The following is a 22,011-nucleotide window of genomic DNA, read 5'->3' as shown; positions in this document are numbered from 1 at the left end:
AAGCCGAGTTCGTAAAGTGTTTGTGACAGATCTTTAACTAAAAATAAGGGATATCTCAAAAACATCGAGATATCCCTTGTTTATTTACAAACTTACTGGTTTACTAGTATCTTGTTGTTTACGCTGTTTTTTAGATTTTCTAAAATAAAGTAATTCATAAATAACAGGGATGACAATTAGTGTTAATAATGTTGAAACAGTTAATCCGCCAATTACGACAACTGCAAGGCTTTGGGATACAAGGCTACCAGTTTCGGCTTTTTTGAATAGTAATGGTAACATTGCACAAATTGTAGCTACAGCCGTCATAAGAATTGGTCGAATACGAGTTACTGCAGCATCGATAATTGCTTCACGTAGAATCATCTGTTTTTCTTTTTGTTTTACTCGATCTAGTAATACGATTGCGTTTGTCACGACAATTCCGATGAGCATCAGTGCTCCTAATAGTGCAGTTGGTTCAACTGAAATACGACTTATAATTAATCCAAGCACAGCTCCGATCGCCGCTAAGGGTAAAGAACATAGTATAGCAATAGGTGCACGGAATGTTTTAAATGTAATAATCATGATTAGGAAAACTAATCCGATAGAGACAAGCATGATCATATATAGATCTGAGAAATCTTGTGATTGTTGTGCAAGGGCACCACCAATGTATACATTTACACCATCAGCAATTTTCATGCCTTTTGATTTTTTATCTCCAAAAATAACTTTATTTAAATCTGCATTAATTTTTGAAAGCTTATCTGGCTTTACTTCGGCAGATATACTTAAATATGGATCGCCATCTTTATGATATAGATTAGTAGACTTTTCTTCGACTTTTAGTGTAGCTACTGATGATACTGGAATCATTCCAGCTTTAGTCATAATCGGTACTGATTTAATATCCTCAGGTGTTTTAAGATCTAATATTGGTTCAAGATAAACATCAGTCGGTTGTTGATCAATCGTAACTGTTCCAAGTGGCGTTCGATTCAACATAACAAATAATTGTTGCGATAGTTGCTCAGCATTACCTTTTGAAGGGTCAACCTCTAATGAATAAACAGTTTTTTTATCTTCCTCATTTGTTGTTACCTTTTTAACCCCATCAATATTTTTGATTTTATTTTTAATTTCACTTGCGGTATTCTCTAAATCATTTAAATTATTTCCGACAACATCGATCGTAATTTGAGTTTTAGAACCTCCAAATAAACTAGATGCCATCGTACTTAATTCTGCATCCGCATAGTTAGATTTTTGCGTATTGATTTTCTTTACAACTTGATCAGTCAGTTTTTTATCATCTAATGTAATTAAATAGATTGCTTGGGTAGTAGAGCGGACATCTCCATATTTTGCAGCATCAGCTGTACTACCTAATTGAGTGTAAACTCCTTTTATTCCTTTTTGTTCAAGAATATACTTTTCTAATTTAAGAGTATTTTCTTTTACTTTTTCGACTGGTGTATCACTCGGATACGTTAAAGTTGTTTGAACAAAATCTGAAGAAGAATTATCTGTTGCACCTTTTGGCATAGCAAAGTAAGTACCAATTGAGCCGACAAATAATAAGAATGAAACGACTATAATTACCCATTTATGATTCAATGACCAAGTAAGAACTTTTTTATATCGTACTGAAGGATTATGAGCTTTTAATTTAGCCTTTTTAAGGAAGAATGCACTTAATAATGGAACGACAGTCAATGCAACAAACAATGAAGCTAATAAAGAGTAAGTAATGGTTAAGGCAAATGGAAGCATGAAATCTTTAAGTCCCGTGCTAATAATTCCTATTGGTAAAAATACAGCAACAGTCGTTAAAGTAGAGGCTGTAATTGCAATTCCGACTTCTTTCGTAGCATCAATAATCATTTGAACTGAAAATTTCTCTGATTGAGTTTTTCTAAAAATATTCTCAATAACGACAATACTATCATCAACTAATCGTCCAACTGCTACTGCTACTCCACCAAGTGTTAAAACATTCAGTGTAATGCCAGACTCTGCAAGTAAAAATAATGTTAAACATAGCGATAGCGGAATGGAAACAATGGTAATTAGTGTTGAACGTACATTTCTTAAGAATAACATGATGACAATCGTAGCAAATAATGCACCAAGTAAAACTTCTTTAATCATTGCATGTACAGAAGTTTTAACCATATCTGATGTTGCGACCATGACATCTGAATTCATATTTTTATATTTTTTATTTAAGTGTTTAGTAGCTTCTCTTACATCCTTTGTAATACTAACTGCATTAGAATTACTATCCTTCGTGACGATTAATAATAATCCGTCTTTTCCGTTGATTCTTGTTAGATTGTTAGCTGGCTTTTTCACTTCAACAGTTGCAATATCAGCTAATTTAACATGATCAGCGACCGTAAGATTCTTTACTTCGTCTATATTATCTAAATTCCCAACGACTTTAATATTACTAGTTTTATCATTTATAATACCTTCGCCAACTGAAACTGCAGAATTTTGGCCGCGAATAATACCCATGACAGTTTCTAGTGATACTTTATTCTGTGCTAGCTTCGCATTATCGATTTTTACAGAAACAAAAGATTTTTCTGTACCGTATGTTTGAACGTCAGCTACGCCTTTTATGTCTTTGAAATAGGGAATAACTTTTTTGTTTGCAAAATCAATATTATTCGGACTTAATCCATCCTCGAAAGTGATTGCAACATCTGCGATAGGGATCATGGAAGTGTTTAATTGAACAATTGTAGGTTTACTAACATTTTGAGGTAGTGTGACTTTATTTAAAGATTCTTGGACTTCTTGTTTAGCGTCCTTCATATTTGTACCTGATTCATAATATACATCAATTTTTGAAAAACCATTGCTTGTGCTTGAATAAATATGACTTTTACCTTTCACACCAGAGACAGCACTTTCAATCGGAGTAGTTACTTGATCCTCCATTGTTTTCGAATCAGTACCTTGGCCCATAACAATGACAGAAACAATTGGTTGGTCTGCAGCAGGTAAGAATTCCATTGGAAGCTTTTTATAACTTAATACTCCAATTAATAAAATGAGAACGGATAAAAAGGTAATGGCGGCTTTATTATTAAAGGCCCATTTTGTAAACCACGACATTCATGTTTTCCTCCCTTATGGTAAAAATATCCAGTAACACACAAGTTGAATCGTAACACACTAATGTTGAAAATAAAATACATTTTATTTAGAATTTACAAAATATTTAAAAGCACAATTCGACATTTGAACAGGGAAACAGATAAATGAATTAGTACATACTTTATTAAAATATGAGACAATTTGTCTTTTATACTTGTTTAATGATATTCAGTATTACGATATTTTTGCTGGTCAGTTGGAAAATTCTGAAATAATAGCACACTTAAATCACATGTGGTAAGGTAATAACATCTAACGAACTAGATTAATCAATAGAATTCGAGGTGCAGTATTTTGATTAAACGTTTTTTTAGTTATTATCGCCCGCACAAAAAGCTATTCTATATAGACTTTTTCTGTGCAATATTAGTAGGATTAATGGAGCTTGGATTTCCTTTAGCAGTATCTTGGTTTATTGATAAACTGCTGCCAGAAGGGAATTGGAGTAAAATAATCTCGATTAGTATCGGACTTTTAGTACTTTATTTAGTAAGTTCTGGTATGCAATTTGTTGTGAATTATTGGGGTCATAAACTTGGTATTAATATTGAGACTGATATGCGTCGTGAGTTATTTAATCATGTACAACGTCAATCTTTTCGTTTCTTTGATAATACGAAGACTGGTCATATAATGAGCCGTATTACAAATGATTTAATGGATATTGGTGAATTAGCGCACCATGGTCCAGAGGATTTATTTATTGCAATTATGACCTTCATCGGGGCATTTTGGATTATGCTAACAATTAATGTGAAGCTTGCATTAGTAGCAATCATAATCGTTCCATTTTTAGTTTGGTTGATTTCCTACTCAAACATGAAAATGAATAATTCATGGAGTAAAATGTATGGAAATATTGCGAATGTAAATTCGCAAGTTGAAGATAGTGTTTCAGGCGTAAGGGTAGTTCAATCTTTTACGAATGAACAATATGAAATGAAACGATTTAATAAAAATAACCATTACTTCCGTAAAACGAAACTAAAAGCTTATAAAGTTATGAGTGTGAATTTATTAGGAATCTATGTATCTACTCGATTAATGACACTTGTTATTCTAGTTTTTGGAGCTTGGTTAAGTTTTACGAAAATTTTATCGTATGGAGAATTAGTAGCGTTTATTTTATATTTAAACATTTTATTTAAACCGATCGATAAGATTAGTGCTTTACTTGAATTATATCCAAAGGGTATGGCGGGCTTTAAACGTTTTACTGAATTGATTGATAATGAGCCAGACATTGTAAATACTCCAGATGCAATTGAAGTAATTAATCTAAGAGGGGATATTAAGTTCAAAAATGTTTCTTTTGGTTACGAAAACAAACGTAGAATCTTAAATGATCTTTCCTTCTCTATTGAGGCCGGTAAAACAATTGCCTTTGTAGGTCCTTCAGGAGCTGGGAAAACAACAATTTGTTCATTAATTCCAAGATTTTATGATGTTTTAGACGGTGCAATCACAATTGATGGAATTGATATTCGAAACATGACGAAGGAATCATTGCGATCAAATATCGGAATCGTACAACAGGATGTCTTTTTATTTACAGGTACATTAAAAGAAAATATAGCTTACGGTAAGTTAAATGCAACCGATGAAGAAATAGAAGAATCAGCTAGAAAAGCCCACTTAACTGACTTAATTACTTCATTACCTGATGGTTATGAAACTCAAATTGGAGAAAGAGGATTAAAGCTTTCTGGAGGACAAAAACAACGATTAGCAATTGCTAGAATGTTTTTGAAAAATCCACCAATCCTAATATTAGATGAGGCTACCTCGGCATTAGATACAGAGACAGAAGCAATTATTCAAGAGGCATTGAATGATTTATCAAAAGATCGAACAACATTAATTATTGCCCATCGATTAGGTACAATTAAAAAAGCAGATCGCATTTTAGTAATTACTGAAGAAGGAATTGCTGAAGATGGTACTCATACAGAACTACTATCACAGGAAGATGGGATTTTTGCTAGACTTCATGCTCATCAAATTTAACCTAAAAAACATTTTTTAAGAAGGTGTTTTGTATTGATTGAAAATTTTACTGGTAAGGCAGATCTATATTCGAAGTTTCGCCCAAGTTATCCGATGAATATATCAAACTCTTGAGAAAATCATTTAAATGAGGGTAGCGTTATTGCAGACATTGGTTAAGGTACAGGTATTTTAACGAAGTTTTTACTTGAAAAAAAGTTAACTGTTTTAGCAATTGAATCAAATGATGATATGCGAGGGATCGCTGAAAAAAGTTTGAAGAATTGTTTGATAAAGAAGAATTCCGGTTAGAATGTAAACGAATCTTAAAAGAGAATGCAAAAGTATCCCCAGTTTGGAATAGTAAGGATTTATTAAGTCCTATAATGATTGAATTGCAGGAGATTTGCAAAGAAACTTGTCCTAAGTTTAAAGGTTTTAGTGGTGGAATAGAAGATACAGCAGATGTTACTAACCAATTTTTTAAAAACGGGATTTATGAAACGATGGTTTATAGAAATGATTTGGAAATGGATTTAGAAGGATTTTTAGGTAGGAACTTATCTTCTTCATTTTCTCCGTTAAGTAGGGAAAAAGAATTTGAGCCATATGGAACTGCACTTACAAATTTATTTAATAAGTATAGTTTAAATGGGAAAATTATTTATCCTTATATTACTAAAAGTTATTTAGGTCTTGTTTAGATAGAAGGAATGTGGGGCAACGTATGTTTTTTGCGTTGCCTCTTTATTATTTATTTTGTAATAATTAAAGAGAAAATAGATCTTTAAACTTTTATTAGTAAGAGAATGTCATTTATTTGGAGATAAACTAACAATGAGCAAGCAATCTACGGAAAATAAAGAAAAGAATTTAAAACAAATACTTTCTGCTCTTAAAAAAGAGGAATTACTTACAATTGTTCTAGACTTAGCTGAGGAAAATGAAGAAATTGAAAAAGGATTATTATTTAAGTATTCATCAAATGAAGACGTAAGATCGAATAGCAAAAAATTAATTAAAGAATATATCAATCAATCTAAATATCGAGGTTTTATTCCGTGGAATAAATTAGGCGATGCATTGCAAGGTGTTTATATGACGTTAGATAAAGCGGGACAAATGCTTTTAGAGGAAGAGCCTGATACAGCAGTTTCATTATGTTTAATTATTCTTCCAGAAGTATTAAACATGATGAATTATAGTGATGACTCTGGCGGCTTCATAAATCCGGTTGTTTCAAATAGTTTGGACATTATTAATGATGCAGCATATTTTGTAAGCTATTTAGATGAAAAACAACAAGAGTCCTTTTTTATGAAGATTTTAAAAGAGGCTGAGAATTCACGATACGACGATTGGAGTGAGTGGAGATACAGTCTATTAGAGAGTTGCATTCATTTTTGCAGTATTGAAAAGTTAAGAAACAAACTTGAAAATAAACTTGAAAAACTTTTAAGTGAAATAAAAGGTGATTCTTGGAGTGCAAATTACAATAAAGAAAATATAAAGTTACTTCAATATCAAATTATTGAACAATATGATGGATTTGACGATGCAATGCAGTTCGTTTATAAAAATATAAAGTTAGGTGAATTTAGAGAAAAAGCTATTAATCACTTAATTCAATCAAATGATTATTTAGAGGTATTGAGGCTCTGTGAGGATGGAATAATTGAAGATCAAGAATATCGTGGACAAGTTAAGAAATGGAAACAATATCAATTAGTTGCCTACGAAAAGCTTGAAGATAAAAATAAACAATCTGAGTTACTTTTAGAATTTATTTATGATAACCATTTTGAGTCTTATTCAAAGTTGAAAATGCTTTATCAACCAAGTGAATGGCCTAATGTTTTAGAAGAAATATTAACTGAATTAGAAAAGCAACGCTATATTCCTAATATCTATGTTGAAATATTAATTGAGGAAAAAATGAGTGGAAAATTACTTCAATATTGTAAATCACATATTTCTTCAATTAAAAAACTTTATCCACATTTAGTAGAAGAATATTTGGAAGAAACAACAGAAATCTATGCAAAACTAATTGAAGTAGAAGCAGGACAAGCAACTGAACGGAAAATGTATAAAAAAGTTTGTAAAACAATCGTAGAGTTTAATAAAATTTTTGGTAGCCAATACGCTCAGAATATTATTAGTGACTTTAAACAAAAATACGTTAAAAAACCAGCATTTATTGATGAATTAGGTAAATTAAAATAAGTGGAAAATTAGAAGGTCAATCCATTAATCAAATTAATGAATGGCCTTCTCTTCAAATGTTTTGTTTATGAAAACACTAAATCCCATCTTTCCTCAATTAACTCTGATCCAGTCCATTCAAAGTTAGGTTTCTCTTCAGTTAAAGTAAAATTATATTTTTTATAAAGATAACGTGCGGTCTCTAATGAGCTTACAGTCCATAAAAATACATGTTCGAATTGGTTTTCCTTACAGAAGTTGAGTGCTGTTTCGATTAGCTTTTTACCAATACCTAATCCTTGGTATTTTTCATCTAATACAAACCATCTAAGCTGTGCTACTGACTCATTTGCTTTCGTAATAGCAATTGATCCGACGATTTCTCCATTTACTTCTGCGACCCAAAGTTCGCCTCCGTTAGAATTCAATAAAAATTCGCTTAACCCTTTCATTACATAATATTCAAATACACGACCAAATTGGAAGGTTGTACTATAAATCTTCCCATGAATATAAGCGACGTACCCAACATCGCCAGGCTTATATGGTCGAATTGATATTTCAGGAATAGATGTCTGATTTAAAGAGAAAATGGATTCAATTGTTTCCATTGATTTTACTAGCTCTCTTACTTCAGGAGTAGAAAGGCTTTGAATCATACTTTCTACGCCAATGTTCGCATCATTAACCAATTTATTGTAGATTTCGTTTCCTTTTGCAGTTAAATGAAGAGTATATTGACGTTTATCTTCAGGAGATTGGATTTTTGAAATGATGTTTTCGTCATCAAATCGTTGAATAATGCGACTTAAATAACCGCGATCAATGCCGAGTTTTTCGATAATATCTGTGGCAGTACATCCGTTGTTTTCGTTGATTTCTGTAATGATTCTGGCTTCAGTTAATGGAAAAGGGTGATTATAGATTTCTTGATCAATTTTTCCCAATACATTGGCATAATGTCTGTTAAATTTGCGTATTTTTTCAACATGATTCATATTTTTCTCACCTTCAATATTCTGAAATTTTAGATTACTAATAATATAAACTAAAAAAGTTGACTAAGTCAACTAATTTGAAGCTAATAAAAATGTAAATGGAGAAAATTGTACTAGAATATTCAAAAATTTGGATAAGGAATTTATAAAAAAGGGAATATAATTAAAAAGTGGTTAAAAAAGTTAAAAGTAAATTAAATAGGGGGAAAACATGGAACTATCTTTGTTATTAGAGTACGGTTGGGTATTAATTATTCTAATTTTATTAGAAGGTTTATTATCGGCCGATAATGCACTAGTGCTTGCTGTTATGGCAAAACATTTACCAGAGGAACAACAAAAGAAAGCGATCAATATTGGTTTACTTTTAGCTTTTATTTTTCGAATCGGTGCCATTTTTATTATTTCTTTTCTTTTTAATGTATGGCAGGTTCAAGCAATCGGAGCGGCATATTTAATTTTCATCGCATTAAAGCATTTATTTAAAAATCATGATGATGATAAAGGAAAAAAAGGAAAAAGCTTTGGTATGACAGTTGCTCAAATATCATTAGCAGACATTGCATTTGCGGTTGATTCTATTTTAGCAGCAGTAGCGCTAGTAATTGATCTACCTAATACAAAAATGGGTAATATAGGTGGCATGGATGGTGCTAAATTTATCGTCATTGTTATTGGAGCAATTGCAGGTTTAATCGTTATTCGCTTTGCGGCAGGTATTTTTGTTAAATTGCTGACAACACGTCCAAGTCTAGAAAAAGCAGCAATGCTTTTAGTTGGATGGGTAGGGGTTAAACTACTAATGCATACTTTGGCACATCCTTCGCTACACATTATTTCACATCACTTCGTTGAAGGACCAATCTGGAATACGATTTTCTGGTCAGTCATGCTATTAATCGCTTTAGGTGGTTGGTTTCTCTCTAAAAAGAAATCAACAGATACTAACGTAGAATAAATGATAATTAATAGAAAAAAATCGCTTAGGTTTGTAGCACTAAGCGATTTTTTAGTTTTCACTACTTAACCAACATAATAAAGTCATGCAGTTTTTCTAGCGACATAATATTTTGATTACATACTTGGCTATCCTTGCAAATGTAATTTCCTCTTTGGGTAAAAGTACCTTCAATTTTTCCTTTTGTTTTTGTCAGGAATAACCCTAAGTCACCGTATTTATTACATATTGTGCAGTTGCCTCTTTTTTTCATAGGATTAAAAGTACCTTGTAAACCAATTAATTTGTCATTTAAATATGTGACAATAAACTTTGAATTAGAGCCTAAGTCATCCCATCCAATATATGTTGTCTCAACTAAATCAATATTTTGTAATAAAGGAAGCTTTAACTTTTTAGCTTTAGGAAAAAGCTTTTTGATGGATTGTTCTGATACTTCTTTAAAAGGAATTATATAAGGCTTTAGTCGGTTCAGTAAAACATCTGCTTGATCAGAATTTTTAATTGTGCTAATTGGACTGAAGAGTAGATGTTGATCTTCAGATAGCTCAGGAAATAAACTTAGTATTTTATCATTAACTAGTGAATGTAAAGCATTTAAAACGGTTTTATCATTTACTGTAGAATGTCCATTTGCTAAGACTTGAAGTTGATGTCTAATAAAATTATACTGTTCTGTTCTAATAAAAGGTTTCATTTATATCACTCCTAATTTGAGAGGAAAGTTCGATTTATAACTTAATATCTTTAATTTACATCAAAAAAGTGAAATTATATATGTTGAGTTTATGTAAGAAACAAAGTTGCCATAAAAAAACACTGATGAGGTTATCAGTGTTTTTTTTATTTATTTAGTATATACAATTTTTTTTATTGTTTCGATTGAGAGAAAATATTCTTTCGCTAATTGCTCAATTGATTGACCATTTTTAAATGCATCTTTAATTGCTTTATTTCGATTATCAATTAGCTTTCTTGTACCTGAACGTGAGCCCCATTTTTTATGAACTTTTTCAGATTTAGGAATATAAAGTGTTTCTCCCTGTACGTATTTTTGTATTTCCAATAATAACTTTTCAGGTAAAATAGCAGTTGCTTTTATATATGCCATCTTTGCCAGCCCCTTATTCTTATTTAGTAAATAAGGTGCAAAGCCGTTGAATCAGAACTGCTTACTTGGGCGATTAGTAAAACCTACCCATGCAAAGTATCGCCTTTCTAAATCTAGGCTTTGCATGGGACGTTGATTTATCTGACAAACTAACAGTACTTGTCATAATAGATCACCTCCTAAAGAAATCATGAAAACTTTTTATTTATTATAAATTATATCTGTTCAGATTGCATTTGTTACTTATGAACAAAATGAAAAAGGAATAGAAAACTTTTTAGATTGATTGTTCCTATTCCTTTTCATTATTTATTTAACTGAAATAATATGTGTTTAATAATCTCACTGGATGAACTTGATAATCCATGTTCTCGAGAATAAATAGCCCATATATCCTGATAGATGTAATTCGTTTCATCAGTATATGTAATCGGTATTACCTTAAGTTCATCAGTACGAAATGTTGGGTAGTTTTTTACTGTAAACTCATGAATAAAAGAAAAACCAGCACTTTCCTTAACGACGTTTAATAGTAGTCTAGGATTATTTGTCGTTAAGATAACATGATTAGTAATACATTTTGAAAACTTTTTTACTATGCCATTTTTTGTATTTTTTAATATTACTATTTTCTCATTATTTAAATCTGCAGGTGTTACATATTCATAATTGAATAATTTTGAATTCTTTCCAACTACTATACCTACTCTAGCTCTACTGATTAACTTCTTACCCAGTTTTGGATATTTTTCTAATTCTTCTTTCTCTATTGGTAGGAAACCAACATCATAACGATCTGGATTAAAACTTTTTAGTAACTGCTCTTGAAGCATTTCCTCAACGTCAATTGAGATTTGAGGATTTTCTAAATTGAAGTTTGTTACTGCTTCTTGAAAAATATCAAAAAATGCTGTTGCTGCAACGATTTTTAACTGTTTTTCCTTTTTAATATTTAAGTTAAAAAGTTCCTCATTTAATTGCTTAATATTCGATAATATATTTATTGCTTTCATTATTACAATATTTCCTTCAGGTGTAGGAGTAGTTCCGACCCTTGAACGATTAAATATTGTTATATTTAATTCTCTTTCTAGTTGTGAAATAGATTGGCTTATAGCTGATGTAGAGATATATAACTTTTCGGCAGCTTTAGATATTGATTTTTCACTTGCTACATAAACAATATACTCTAATTGTTCGAAATTCATAGTAATCTCCTAATAATAAAAAATTCTAATACAAGTAGTAATTTAAGAACATAAAAACTTAAAAGATAGTGGACATCGTTGGTTATATTTTAGTCATTGCATTAATTTTTGAGGAGCTAATAAAATTATAGTGTGGATACAGTATGAAGGAACACTTAAGATAAGAAAACAGTTTAATGATACACCTTTTTTACTGGAAAATCTTGTGCATAGTTAAATTTATATTATTAAAATAATTCTTGAATTTTGTAAGAAATCTCTTTTTACTAAAAAAGCAATAAGTTGAAACGTTACAATGTAAAATATTTCCTTGGGAAAATTATAGTAATAAAAAATATCTGTACATAGATATCATAATATAAGACCGTAAGTTTTTGAATCTTTTATTTTAAGGATTTAGTTTAAATTTTAATAATAATAATTTTTTGTTTAAGAAGTACTTAACTTTAATTTCAAAAATATTAAATTTATTTAATCAATTCAAATATGTACAATACAAATGTTGCTATAAAAAATTTGCAAATTGGAGGTGGCAGTAATGTTAGCAAAATTAGTTCCAAATCATCCAAGAAATAATAATACTGTTATTTTTGTTGAAAATTCGCTTTTCGTTGCGGGGATTCGTACAATATTAGAATTTAATCAAATAAATGCTATTAAAATTAATTTAGAAGATAGCTTTTCTTTTCAGGAAATAAGTAATTCAATTCTTATAACTCAAGTTTCGGGAGAAGAAATGGTAAAGTATGCAAGAAATATTATGTTACATGATGATTCTACGAAAATTATTACCATTAAAAACTCTTTAGACTTTTATGAAATAGATCGTTTATTGAATGTAGGAGTAAAAGGTATTTGTTTAACAGATGTTGACGAGGCATATTTAGTGAATACTGTTAAGCTAGTACAGGGTGGACAATTCATGGTAGATAATCGCTATACAAATGAATTGATAAAAGAATACAAGTTTCTCAAGGATAATTCAATCCATTTTATGCCGCCCAATGATTCATATATAAAAGAGCTCCTTACAAATAGAGAATACGAAATACTTCACCTTTTAGTAAAGGGATTTTCGAATATCCAAATTGGTAAGGAATTATTTATTTCGAATAAAACAGTCAAAAACCACGTCGCCAATATTTTGATGAAATTAGACGTTCCAGATCGCTTAAATGCAGTCATAAAAGTAATTAAAAATAACTGGATTTCAATAAAACAATAGTTTAGTTAAAGTAAAAGAGCACTCTATTTAACACATCATATTACGTGTTAAATAGAGTGCTTTATTTTTCATAAAATTAATTATTAATGGATGAAGATTCTTCTAATTTCCTTAAGAAATACATTTCTTCTCTGTACATATGATCTGCCATTAAAGCCGAAAAGTTACTCAACATTTGGCTTGAGATATCTAATTCTTCAATTTCTTTTAGAAATATTTGGAATAGCTGAATTTCTAATTTTACGTCTTGATTCATTCTTTTTAATGCAGGAAATGTACTTAGTTTAGTACGTAAATATCCGGTCAGTTCTACTGCTTTTAGATAAAAGTGTTCAAAATGCTTTGTGAATTCATGACTTTTCTTTCTTAGCATTTTTTCTGTACTATCGAGATTCGTATAAATGGCATCTGCATGACCTGCCGCATCTAGCACCCATAATAAATGATGATGAAGTTCATTGAAGACAGGTGGGGTTTGATTTTGTTTTAAGTAGGATAGTACTAATAAATATTCTTCCAATTCATTAACCATATGGTTTAAAAATGTAGGTGTTAAGTAAATCGCAAAATTAGCGTCAGTAATATGTTTCGTTAGCAGTGAAAGTTTAAAATCACGTAGCGCTAAAGCACTTTTTTCTGCTTGAATTGTAATATCGCTCATATTTTCATTGTTATTTACCCTAGTAAATAAATTATTAAAAATGACGTAAAATGATTGTGCAATCTTAATTTCTTCCTCTTGCTTAGACGGTAAAGCATCCAATATAAATTGAGAATGATCCCTTAATACATGTAACCAGAACGAATGCTCAAAATTGGCAGTTTGTACAAAATCAGGCATATAATCCCCCCTATAAACTCTACAAGGTAATTATATTAATGAATGTCCTAAAATATTGCAGGAAGTGTTGGAAAAGGTAGTGGGTAGATTGGAGTATCTTAAGTTTATTCCTGTGATTTTAATTGGTCTAAATGGCTGTATAGTCTTGATAAAAAAGGTTTATCCATCAATTAAACAGAATAATATACTAGCAATTTTAAGAGGGAGAAAGTTTTATGAAAAAACATTTAAAAGGAAAAATGACTATTTCTCAAGCTTTTTTTGGTTCTGCCTTTTCTGCAATTATCATTACAATATTAGAGGATTATATTCATTATGAAAATCGCTATATTGCCGGTATAGTTGCTGGTTATATTACATTTATTGGATTCATTTTAGGTATGTTTATATTTAGAAAAAACGACTAATCCATTAGACCTATCTCATAGTTATTTAAAAGCATCTAAGCCAATAGATGAAAAACAAAAAAAGTGAAAACATTATTTAATGAATGATTTCACTTTTTAGTCTATTATTTATCAAGAGTTGTATCTGTTAATAGTTTTAATACTGATCGGGCCATTAGTTTTACACCAATTTTTATTGCGTCTTCATCGACCATAAATTTAGGGTGATGCCATCCATACGTTATATCTTTTTCTTTATTTCCAGAGCCTAACCAAATATAAGAACCAGGTACTTTTTGTTGATAGAATGAAAAGTCTTCTCCGCCCATTGTCGATTCTGCAGTCACAACATGTTCTACTCCGACTGCTGAGATTGCTGCTTCTCGTACTACTGATGTTACTTTTGTATCGTTAAATACTGCGGGCAGTAATACTTGATAATCTATTTCTACTTCTCCTCCAAGTGAATGTACAAGATTTTGAACTAGTGTTTGAAATTTTTCTTGAATTTGCTTTCGAATTGTTTCATTTGATGTGCGAACTGTGCCTTTTAAAACTGCAAATTCAGGGATGACATTATTTGTATTCCCAGCCTGAAACGATCCAACAGTTATGACAGCAGAATCTTTTGGAGAAATTGTTCTGCTAACTAGAGTTTGTAAAAGATTGACAACAGCACTACCAATTACAATCGGATCAATTGCTTTTTCAGGAAGTGCTGCATGACCGCCTTTCCCTTTAATCTTAATTGCAAAATCATCTACACTTGCCATTAGGAAGCCTTCTTTAATTCCAATCATACCAACTGGAAGATCCGGCATATTATGAAGCCCAATAATAGCTTTTACATCGTTAAGTAAGCCTTCAGCAATCATTTGCTCAGCGCCACCTTCAGATTCCTCAGCAGGTTGAAAGATCAATCGAACTGTACCAGGAATCAGGTGTTTTAATTCCTGTAAAATGAATCCAACTCCGAGTGTAATAGTAGTATGAACATCATGTCCACACATATGGGCGATTCCATCAACAAGTGAACGAAATGGTAAATCAGATTCTTCTTTAATTGGAAGTGCATCAATATCAGCTCGGAGTGCAACAATCGGCCCTGAATTACCACTAATCTCGGCAGCAGTTCCTGTTTGACTATTCAACTGAATTTTTTTGATATTAGCCTTTTCTAATTCTTGATTGATAAAATTTGTTGTTTGAAATTCTTGCTTACTTAATTCAGGATACATATGCAAATGTCTACGGATCTCTATTAGTCTCGTAAAATATTGATCTGCTAATTCATCTATTTGTGTTTCTAAATGATTCATCTTAGATTCTCCTTAATGTTGGATCGAATTTTTGTTTGATTATGTAAAGAATTGTATAATTATTCTGCTGTTCATTCAATACTTTTTTACTAGTTACTGATTTGTACAAGATAATTATGCCTATTTATCAAAGTGATAAATGTGTTTTTAGAAAATATTTTATTGGTTTTTTTTATCAAGTGTTGTTTTGTGGAAGAGGCTGAAATGAGTAATAATTCATTATGGAGTTCTAGATATGAAATTAGTCATGGGGGATGTGCAGCGAATAAATCAGTCTACAAAAATCTCTTTCAATTCAAGGATTTCTTAAAAACATCAACATTTACTTTTTGAAAAATTCTAAATAAACTTTCACTCTTTTCTTTTACAAATTTGAAATTCTGTTTTAAGGTATTATTAATAAAAATATGAAGGAGTGAATGAATTGGGATATGCAGTTGGATTAATGTCGGGTACATCTTTAGATGGAATCGATGCAGCTTTAGTAGAAATCGCTGGATGTGGACCTGAGACAGAGGTAAGATTGATTGATTTTATGACAGTTCCTCTTGAGGAAGGTTTATTAAAAGAAATTCAAGATGCGATTACACTTGTTTCTTCAAACGCTCAGCATTTATGTAGTTTAAACTTTAAGCTTGGCTATGCTTTTGCAGAAGCAGTAAAGGAAATTTGTAGTAAAAACGAATTTTCGTTAGATCAACTTGATTTTATTGGGTCGCATGGTCAAACGATTTATCACCAGCCTGAAGCTATTGGGAATTTCATTCAATCTACATTGCAGTTAGGAGAACCAGCGGTTATTGCATATGAAACAAAGACGAAAGTTGTTTCCAATTTTCGTGTGATGGATATGGCAGCTGGTGGGTATGGTGCGCCTTTAGTACCACATTCTGAGTTATTACTTTATAAAAGTAAAACGAAAACGCGTGTACTACAAAATATTGGTGGGATTGGTAATGTTACGATCATTCCAAGGAGTGCTACAATCGATGATTTGGTAGCCTTTGATACAGGTCCAGGTAATATGATTATTGATGAAATTTGTAAGCGCTATTTTAATGTTCCATATGATGCTAATGGTGATTTAGCTGCTAAAGGTAATGTAAATGAAAGATTACTAGAAAGATGCATGAGTATTCCATATATTTTAGCACCTATACCTAAAACAACTGGAAGAGAGTTATTTGGTACACAGTTTGTTGATGAAATATTGGAAGAGTTTAGTGATATTTCACCGATTGATTTAGTGACTACAATGACGATGTTTACTGCAAAATCGATCGCTGAAAATTATAAAAAGTTTATTTTACCAGATCATCCAATTGATGAAGTGATTGTAGGTGGCGGAGGTAGTCATAATAAAACCTTACTACGCATGCTTCAAGAATTATTAGGTTTGGATTCTAAAGTATTAGTTCAAGAAGACATTGGTTTTTCTTCGGATGCAAAAGAAGCAATCGCCTTTGCGATTTTAGCAAATGAAACTTTAAATTGTTTACCAAGTAATGTACCTGGAGCAACAAAGGCAAATCGGTTAGTTGTTTTAGGAAATATTACACCAATACCATACTAGGAGGATTCATCGTGAAAAAATTAGGAATTTCAATTTATCCAGAGCACTCAACTGTTGAAAAAGATAAGGCTTATATTAAATTAGCTCATCAATATGGTTTTAAACGAATCTTTACATGTTTATTATCAGTAAATGGTGACAAGGAACAGATAATAAAAGAGTTCAAAGAAATAGTTGATTATGCAAATAGTTTAGAGATGGAAGTCATTGTTGATATTGCCCCTCGAGTATTTGGTACATTGAATATTTCGTATAATGATTTATCATTTTTTGCTGATTTAGGAGCATATGGAATTAGACTTGATATGGGGTTTACTGGGAATGAAGAGTCCATTATGACTTATAATCCATATGGGTTAAAAATTGAAATTAACATGAGTAATGCTACGAAATATCTAGAAAATATTTTAGCTTATAAGCCAAATCAATCTAATTTAATCGGATCCCATAATTTTTATCCTCATCTTTATGCAGGTTTAAGCTATTCGCATTTTGTTACATGCAGTGAAGAGTTTAAAAAGCATGGTATTCGTACAGCAGCATTTATTAATTCACAAGCTGCAACATATGGACCTTGGCCTGTATCAGAAGGTCTTTGTACATTAGAGATGCACCGAAATTTATCAGTCGTAACGCAAGCGAAACATTTATTTTATTCAGACTTGATTGATGATGTGATGATCGCAAATGCTTATGCATCAGAAGAAGAGTTCAAACAACTTGCGGAGCTAAATCAAAACGGTAAAGACTTATTTACACTAAATATTGATTTACATGATTCAATTACAGATTTAGAGAAAAAGATTGTTTTAGAGGAGTTTCATTTTTACCGCGGGGACGTATCCGATTACTTAATTCGTTCAACTCAGTCTCGTGTTAAATATAGAGATGAAGAGTTTAAACCTACTTATACGCCACCTATTCGTAGAGGCGATATTTTAATAGAAAATGAATTATATGGACAGTATAAAGGTGAATTGCAAATAGCACTACAGGATATGGAGAATTCAGGGAAAACGAATGTGGTTGGACGCATTACAGAGGAAGAAATCTTCCTACTAGATTTCTTACATCCTTGGAGTAAGTTTCAGTTTAAGGAAAACTAAATGATCATTATTTAAGAAGATGTGAAATTTTTTTTTACATCTTCTTAAAATTTTATTTCATTTTTTGTTTAAAATAATTGAAATTTTATTTTATTAAGAATATAATTGCCTCATAGAAAACGTTTTCAGTTTTTCGAATCTTTAATATTATCAAATTTGAATTAGGAGGATAAGAGTATGAAGGTATTATTTGTATGTGCAGGCGGTATGTCAAGTGCGATTGTAGTAAACGCTCTGAAAAAAGAGGGAGAAAAGAACGGATTAAGTCTAGATGTTTTAGCAGTTGGGACTCAAGAGTTTGCTGAAGAAGTTAAGAATGGTTGGGATGTAGCGATGGTTGCACCACAAGTAAGACATCGATTTGATGGTTTTAAAGCTTCATCTGATGAGGCGAATGTACCTTGTGCTGTCATTCCACCTCAAGCATATAGTCCACTTGGAGGGCCAACATTATTAAAATTAGTTCAAGAACTAGTTAAGTAGTTTAATAATTTAATAAACAAAGGAGAAGAACAAATGGATAAGTTTATTTCATTTTTGGAAAAGAATTTATCAACACCAATGGCAAAACTATCTGAACAAAAACATTTACGCGCTATTCGTGATGGTGTAGTTTCAGCTTTACCTTTTATCATTTTTGGAAGCTTGTTCTTAATTATTGCCTTTCCTCCAGTGCCTGCAGATTCTGCGGTAGGAGTGTGGGCAGCAAAACACGCTGCGGATATTTTAATTCCGTACCGTCTTACAATGTACATAATGACCTTGTATATTACTTTCGGGATTGGATATAGCTTGTCCCAAAGCTATAAACTAGATCCGCTTTCTGGCGCACTATTAGCCGGCTCAGCATTTTTATTTACAACTGGGGTTCAAATGATCGATAAAGTAGGATTTGTATTACCAATGGCAAACATGGGTGGACATGGTCTTTTCGTAGGTATGATTACTTCTATTTTTGCAGTTGAAGTATTACGTTTTTGTAAAACAAAAAATATTACGATTAAAATGCCTGATTCAGTGCCTAGTTCTGTCGCACGTTCTTTTGAAGCACTTATTCCTGTAACGGTTGTTTTAACAGTAATGACTTTAATTACAGTTGTATTTAAGATTGATACACATTCACTTGTAGACAAAGCCGTAGCTCCACTAATTAGCGCGGGTGATTCATTACCTGGTGTACTAGTACCAGTTTTCTTAATCACATTTTTCTGGGCATTTGGTATTCATGGCGTATCAGTAGTAGGTGCAGTTGCACGACCTGTTTGGGAAGTTTATTTAGCTAATAACTCTGCAGCTGTTGCAGCTGGTAAAGTTGGAAGTCAGTTACCACACATTGCTCCTGAAACTTTCTTCCAGTGGTTTATTTGGATTGGTGGTTCGGGTGCAACATTAGGTTTAGTTATAGCAATGTTAATCGTGGGAAAATCTAGTTATTCAAAGGCTCTTGGAAGAACAGCAATCATCCCAAGTATTTTTAACATTAATGAGCCAGTTATTTTCGGTATGCCGATTGTATTAAACCCTGTATTAATTATTCCATTTATGATCGTTCCAATAATTGGTGCAACAATTTCTTACCTTGCAACAGCAGGAGGATTAGTTAATCCAACATACGTAATGGTTCCATGGACTTTACCTGCTCCAATAGGTGCATATTTATCAACTGGTGGAGATTGGAGAGCTATTATCCTAGTAGTAATCAATCTGGCAATATCTGTTGTTATTTATTTACCATTCTTCAAAATGTACGATAAAAAATTGTTAGCGCAAGAATCTACAGTTGAAATGGATAATGGTGTAAAAGTATCTTTATAAATTCATAGTAAAGGGAGTTTGGGATGATTAATCCCAGCTTCCTTTATTTATATCAAGTAATCAAGAAAGGAAGCTTAACATGAACACTACAAAGAATCTCCATTTTTTTAGTTATAAAGGTGCATTTGCATTTTTTGTATTTATTCTTGCGTTTAATCTTATCTTTAATCCTGTTCTACTCTTTTTAGGAATGACTAGAGATCTTGCTGTATTTATTACAAATAGTATTGGTTTGAGTGTAGGACTTACAGGCGTGATTGTATTTATTGAAGGTAAGTTTAAGAATAAGAAACAAGCTTTAATTCTATTTATTACATTATTAGTTTTCTGCACAGTGACTTGTTATCTTGTTGTATTCAATTCATAAGAAAAAATATGAAATGAAGGTGTGTTTTAGATGAATAAAAAAAGAGGAATTAAAATCGTAACAATAGGCGGCGGCTCTAGCTATACTCCAGAATTAGTTGAAGGTTTTATTAAAAGATACAATGAACTTCCTGTAAGTGAGTTATGGTTAGTTGATATAGAAGCAGGGAAGGAAAAGTTAGAGATCGTTGGTAATTTAGCTAAACGAATGGTAAAAGAAGCTGGAGTTCCAATGGAAATTCACTTAACGTTAGACCGAAAATTAGCGCTAAAGGATGCTGATTTTGTAACGACTCAAATGCGGGTAGGCTTACTAGAGGCACGAATTAAAGATGAACGTATCCCTTTACAATTCGGTATGATTGGTCAAGAAACGAATGGTGCAGGTGGTCTATTTAAAGGTCTAAGAACAATACCAGTATTACTTGAAATTGCTGAAGAAATGCAACAACTATGCCCTGATGCATGGTTGATTAACTTTACAAATCCTGCTGGAATGGTTACTGAAGCATTACTTCGATATAGTAAACATAAAAAGGTAATTGGAGTTTGTAATGTACCAATTAATATGACAATGACGATCGCTAAATTGTTAGAAGTTGATCTAAGTCGTGTACATATTGATTTTGCTGGATTAAACCATATGGTTTATGGGCTTCATGTTTATGTTGATGGAAAAGAAGTGACTGAACATGTATTAGAGTTATTAGCGAATCCAGAAATACAAATGACAATGAAAAATATCGCACCATTACCATGGCAAAAGGAATTTCTTATGTCATTAGGTGTACTTCCTAATCCATATCATCGTTACTATTACAAAACGAAACATATATTAGATGAAGAATTAGAATCTTTTAAAACTGGGACTACTCGAGCAGAGGTCGTTAAGAAGTTGGAAGCTGATTTATTTGAATTATATAAAGATGAGAATTTAACTATTAAACCGCCACAGCTGGAAAAACGAGGTGGAGCTTATTACAGTGATGCCGCTTGTAGCTTAATTACATCTATTTATAATGATAAAAAGGATATCCAAGTATTAAACGTTCAAAATAATGGCTCAATACAAGGGATTCCGAATGAATCAGCTGTAGAGGTGAATTGTATCGTTACAAAGCAAGGACCAATTCCAATATCAGTAGGTGAATTACCACCTCAAATAAATGGATTAGTTCAGCAGATTAAATCATTTGAACGAGTTGGAGCTGAAGCAGCTGTTACTGGATCTTATGAAAAAGCTTTATTGGCATTAACGATTAATCCTTTAGTTCCAAGTGATGAAGTTGCAAAGGAAGTACTAGATGCACTTTTAGATGCTCATAAAGAATACTTACCATTATTTTATAAAGAAGAATTGGTAATTCAATAAGGATAAAACAAAAATTAAGGAGTATGAATATGATGATGACTAACGAACAGGAAATTTTTGAAATTATATCACACGGTGGGAATGCGAGATCACTAGCTTACGAGGCATTAGAGGCTGCAGAAAAAAATGATTTTGAAACAGCAGATCGCTTAATCGAAGAGTCTCACCAAGAAATTGGTCATGCACATAAAACACAAACGACTTTAATACAAGCCGAATTAAATGGTCAGCCATGTGAAAAGTCTCTATTAATGATTCATGCTCAAGATCATCTAATGACTGCTATGAGTGAACAAAAGCTTATAGAGCATATCATTCGTTTACATAAAAAATTAGCCGAGAAATAATCGATTCATATAGTAATAGAATAGACGGAAGATGGTAGGGGG

At 31.7% G+C, this 22,011-nt stretch carries 20 protein-coding genes; 13 read left to right on the top strand and 7 right to left on the bottom strand.

The window, feature by feature from the left end; genetic code table 11:
• Positions 1-84 precede the first annotated feature (84 nt).
• Entirely contained in the window at positions 85-3,111 is a 3,027-nt protein-coding gene (locus tag V5E38_RS17985; protein WP_499210981.1) for an efflux RND transporter permease subunit, read from the bottom strand.
• Positions 3,112-3,447: 336 nt separating this feature from the next.
• Between V5E38_RS17985 and V5E38_RS17980 the strand changes: the two genes are divergently transcribed.
• The 3 genes from V5E38_RS17980 to V5E38_RS17970 all read left to right on the top strand — a co-directional run bounded on the left by V5E38_RS17980 (position 3,448) and on the right by V5E38_RS17970 (position 7,365).
• Positions 3,448-5,160, top strand: coding sequence for an ABC transporter ATP-binding protein (locus tag V5E38_RS17980; protein WP_499210980.1), 1,713 nt, complete (start codon positions 3,448-3,450; stop codon positions 5,158-5,160).
• 263 nt (positions 5,161-5,423) lie between these two features.
• On the top strand, positions 5,424-5,843 hold the full coding sequence (locus V5E38_RS17975; protein WP_499210979.1) for a hypothetical protein: 420 nt from the start codon (positions 5,424-5,426) through the stop codon (positions 5,841-5,843).
• Between the two features lie 133 nt (positions 5,844-5,976).
• On the top strand, positions 5,977-7,365 hold the full coding sequence (locus V5E38_RS17970) for a hypothetical protein (RefSeq protein WP_499210978.1): 1,389 nt from the start codon (positions 5,977-5,979) through the stop codon (positions 7,363-7,365).
• 65 nt (positions 7,366-7,430) lie between these two features.
• On the opposite strand, the gene V5E38_RS17965 is transcribed toward V5E38_RS17970, so the two are convergent.
• The gene (locus V5E38_RS17965; RefSeq protein WP_499210977.1) at positions 7,431-8,342 is read right to left on the bottom strand and encodes a bifunctional helix-turn-helix transcriptional regulator/GNAT family N-acetyltransferase; all 912 of its coding nucleotides are present in this window, start codon (positions 8,340-8,342) and stop codon (positions 7,431-7,433) included.
• Between the two features lie 211 nt (positions 8,343-8,553).
• Between V5E38_RS17965 and V5E38_RS17960 the strand changes: the two genes are divergently transcribed.
• Complete coding sequence (locus V5E38_RS17960) at positions 8,554-9,300, top strand: TerC family protein (RefSeq protein WP_499210976.1); 747 nt, start codon at positions 8,554-8,556, stop codon at positions 9,298-9,300.
• A 61-nt stretch (positions 9,301-9,361) separates the two neighbouring features.
• Here the strand turns inward: V5E38_RS17960 and V5E38_RS17955 are convergent, their stop codons facing one another.
• The 3 genes from V5E38_RS17955 to V5E38_RS17945 all read right to left on the bottom strand — a co-directional run bounded on the left by V5E38_RS17955 (position 9,362) and on the right by V5E38_RS17945 (position 11,619).
• Positions 9,362-9,997, bottom strand: coding sequence for a FusB/FusC family EF-G-binding protein (locus tag V5E38_RS17955; protein ID WP_499210975.1), 636 nt, complete (start codon positions 9,995-9,997; stop codon positions 9,362-9,364).
• A 150-nt stretch (positions 9,998-10,147) separates the two neighbouring features.
• The gene (locus V5E38_RS17950; RefSeq protein ID WP_499210974.1) at positions 10,148-10,411 is read right to left on the bottom strand and encodes a CD3324 family protein; all 264 of its coding nucleotides are present in this window, start codon (positions 10,409-10,411) and stop codon (positions 10,148-10,150) included.
• A gap of 305 nt (positions 10,412-10,716) precedes the next feature.
• Positions 10,717-11,619 (bottom strand): LysR family transcriptional regulator, encoded by a 903-nt coding sequence (locus tag V5E38_RS17945; protein WP_499210973.1) that lies wholly within the window; start codon positions 11,617-11,619, stop codon positions 10,717-10,719.
• A gap of 538 nt (positions 11,620-12,157) precedes the next feature.
• On the opposite strand from V5E38_RS17945, the gene V5E38_RS17940 reads away from it, so the two are divergent.
• Positions 12,158-12,844 carry a helix-turn-helix transcriptional regulator gene (locus V5E38_RS17940; protein ID WP_387331882.1) on the top strand — a complete coding sequence of 229 codons (687 nt, stop codon included), beginning with the start codon at positions 12,158-12,160 and terminating at the stop codon, positions 12,842-12,844.
• A gap of 76 nt (positions 12,845-12,920) precedes the next feature.
• Here V5E38_RS17940 and V5E38_RS17935 read toward each other — a convergent pair whose 3' ends face one another.
• Complete coding sequence (locus V5E38_RS17935) at positions 12,921-13,685, bottom strand: DUF2935 domain-containing protein (RefSeq protein ID WP_499210972.1); 765 nt, start codon at positions 13,683-13,685, stop codon at positions 12,921-12,923.
• 215 nt (positions 13,686-13,900) lie between these two features.
• On the opposite strand from V5E38_RS17935, the gene V5E38_RS17930 reads away from it, so the two are divergent.
• Positions 13,901-14,092: a hypothetical protein gene (locus tag V5E38_RS17930; RefSeq protein WP_499210971.1), complete on the top strand. Its 192-nt coding sequence runs from the start codon at positions 13,901-13,903 to the stop codon at positions 14,090-14,092.
• Positions 14,093-14,196: 104 nt separating this feature from the next.
• Here V5E38_RS17930 and V5E38_RS17925 read toward each other — a convergent pair whose 3' ends face one another.
• A complete protein-coding gene (locus V5E38_RS17925) occupies positions 14,197-15,369 on the bottom strand; it encodes a M20 metallopeptidase family protein (RefSeq protein ID WP_499213599.1) in 1,173 nt (390 codons plus the stop codon).
• A 445-nt stretch (positions 15,370-15,814) separates the two neighbouring features.
• On the opposite strand from V5E38_RS17925, the gene anmK reads away from it, so the two are divergent.
• The 7 genes from anmK (at position 15,815) to V5E38_RS17890 (ending at position 21,969) form a co-directional block, all read left to right on the top strand.
• Positions 15,815-16,963, top strand: coding sequence for an anhydro-N-acetylmuramic acid kinase (anmK, locus tag V5E38_RS17920; RefSeq protein ID WP_499210970.1), 1,149 nt, complete (start codon positions 15,815-15,817; stop codon positions 16,961-16,963).
• A gap of 11 nt (positions 16,964-16,974) precedes the next feature.
• Complete coding sequence (locus tag V5E38_RS17915; RefSeq protein ID WP_499210969.1) at positions 16,975-18,069, top strand: DUF871 domain-containing protein; 1,095 nt, start codon at positions 16,975-16,977, stop codon at positions 18,067-18,069.
• Positions 18,070-18,246: 177 nt separating this feature from the next.
• Complete coding sequence (locus V5E38_RS17910) at positions 18,247-18,552, top strand: PTS sugar transporter subunit IIB (protein ID WP_098230765.1); 306 nt, start codon at positions 18,247-18,249, stop codon at positions 18,550-18,552.
• A gap of 33 nt (positions 18,553-18,585) precedes the next feature.
• A complete protein-coding gene (locus tag V5E38_RS17905; protein WP_499210968.1) occupies positions 18,586-19,884 on the top strand; it encodes a PTS sugar transporter subunit IIC in 1,299 nt (432 codons plus the stop codon).
• Positions 19,885-19,963: 79 nt separating this feature from the next.
• Positions 19,964-20,251 (top strand): hypothetical protein, encoded by a 288-nt coding sequence (locus V5E38_RS17900; RefSeq protein WP_499210967.1) that lies wholly within the window; start codon positions 19,964-19,966, stop codon positions 20,249-20,251.
• Positions 20,252-20,281: 30 nt separating this feature from the next.
• Positions 20,282-21,622, top strand: a complete 1,341-nt coding sequence (locus V5E38_RS17895) for a 6-phospho-beta-glucosidase (RefSeq protein WP_499210966.1) — start codon at positions 20,282-20,284, stop codon at positions 21,620-21,622.
• Positions 21,623-21,651: 29 nt separating this feature from the next.
• The gene (locus tag V5E38_RS17890) at positions 21,652-21,969 is read left to right on the top strand and encodes a PTS lactose/cellobiose transporter subunit IIA (protein ID WP_056468190.1); all 318 of its coding nucleotides are present in this window, start codon (positions 21,652-21,654) and stop codon (positions 21,967-21,969) included.
• Positions 21,970-22,011 lie beyond the last annotated feature (42 nt).

It is taken from the genome of Rossellomorea sp. GAMAL-10_SWC, assembly GCF_049568075.1.
In the GTDB taxonomy this organism is placed as follows: Bacteria; Bacillota; Bacilli; order Bacillales; family Bacillaceae_G; genus Gottfriedia.
Note: the sequence above shows the minus strand (reverse complement) of the source record. Positions and strands in the feature narration are given on the sequence as shown.

Bases quoted from the DNA above. Each gene is read 5' to 3' on its own strand.
- V5E38_RS17985 (WP_499210981.1), bottom strand. From the start codon at position 3,111: ATGTCGTGGTTTACAAAATGGGCCTTTAATAATAAAGCCGCCATTACC.
- V5E38_RS17970 (WP_499210978.1), top strand. From the start codon at position 5,977: ATGAGCAAGCAATCTACGGAAAATAAAGAAAAGAATTTAAAACAAATA.
- V5E38_RS17965 (WP_499210977.1), bottom strand. From the start codon at position 8,342: ATGAATCATGTTGAAAAAATACGCAAATTTAACAGACATTATGCCAAT.
- V5E38_RS17960 (WP_499210976.1), top strand. From the start codon at position 8,554: ATGGAACTATCTTTGTTATTAGAGTACGGTTGGGTATTAATTATTCTA.
- V5E38_RS17955 (WP_499210975.1), bottom strand. From the start codon at position 9,997: ATGAAACCTTTTATTAGAACAGAACAGTATAATTTTATTAGACATCAA.
- V5E38_RS17950 (WP_499210974.1), bottom strand. From the start codon at position 10,411: ATGGCATATATAAAAGCAACTGCTATTTTACCTGAAAAGTTATTATTG.
- V5E38_RS17945 (WP_499210973.1), bottom strand. From the start codon at position 11,619: ATGAATTTCGAACAATTAGAGTATATTGTTTATGTAGCAAGTGAAAAA.
- V5E38_RS17940 (WP_387331882.1), top strand. From the start codon at position 12,158: ATGTTAGCAAAATTAGTTCCAAATCATCCAAGAAATAATAATACTGTT.
- V5E38_RS17935 (WP_499210972.1), bottom strand. From the start codon at position 13,685: ATGCCTGATTTTGTACAAACTGCCAATTTTGAGCATTCGTTCTGGTTA.
- V5E38_RS17930 (WP_499210971.1), top strand. From the start codon at position 13,901: ATGAAAAAACATTTAAAAGGAAAAATGACTATTTCTCAAGCTTTTTTT.
- V5E38_RS17910 (WP_098230765.1), top strand. From the start codon at position 18,247: ATGAAGGTATTATTTGTATGTGCAGGCGGTATGTCAAGTGCGATTGTA.
- V5E38_RS17905 (WP_499210968.1), top strand. From the start codon at position 18,586: ATGGATAAGTTTATTTCATTTTTGGAAAAGAATTTATCAACACCAATG.
- V5E38_RS17900 (WP_499210967.1), top strand. From the start codon at position 19,964: ATGAACACTACAAAGAATCTCCATTTTTTTAGTTATAAAGGTGCATTT.
- V5E38_RS17895 (WP_499210966.1), top strand. From the start codon at position 20,282: ATGAATAAAAAAAGAGGAATTAAAATCGTAACAATAGGCGGCGGCTCT.
- V5E38_RS17890 (WP_056468190.1), top strand. From the start codon at position 21,652: ATGATGATGACTAACGAACAGGAAATTTTTGAAATTATATCACACGGT.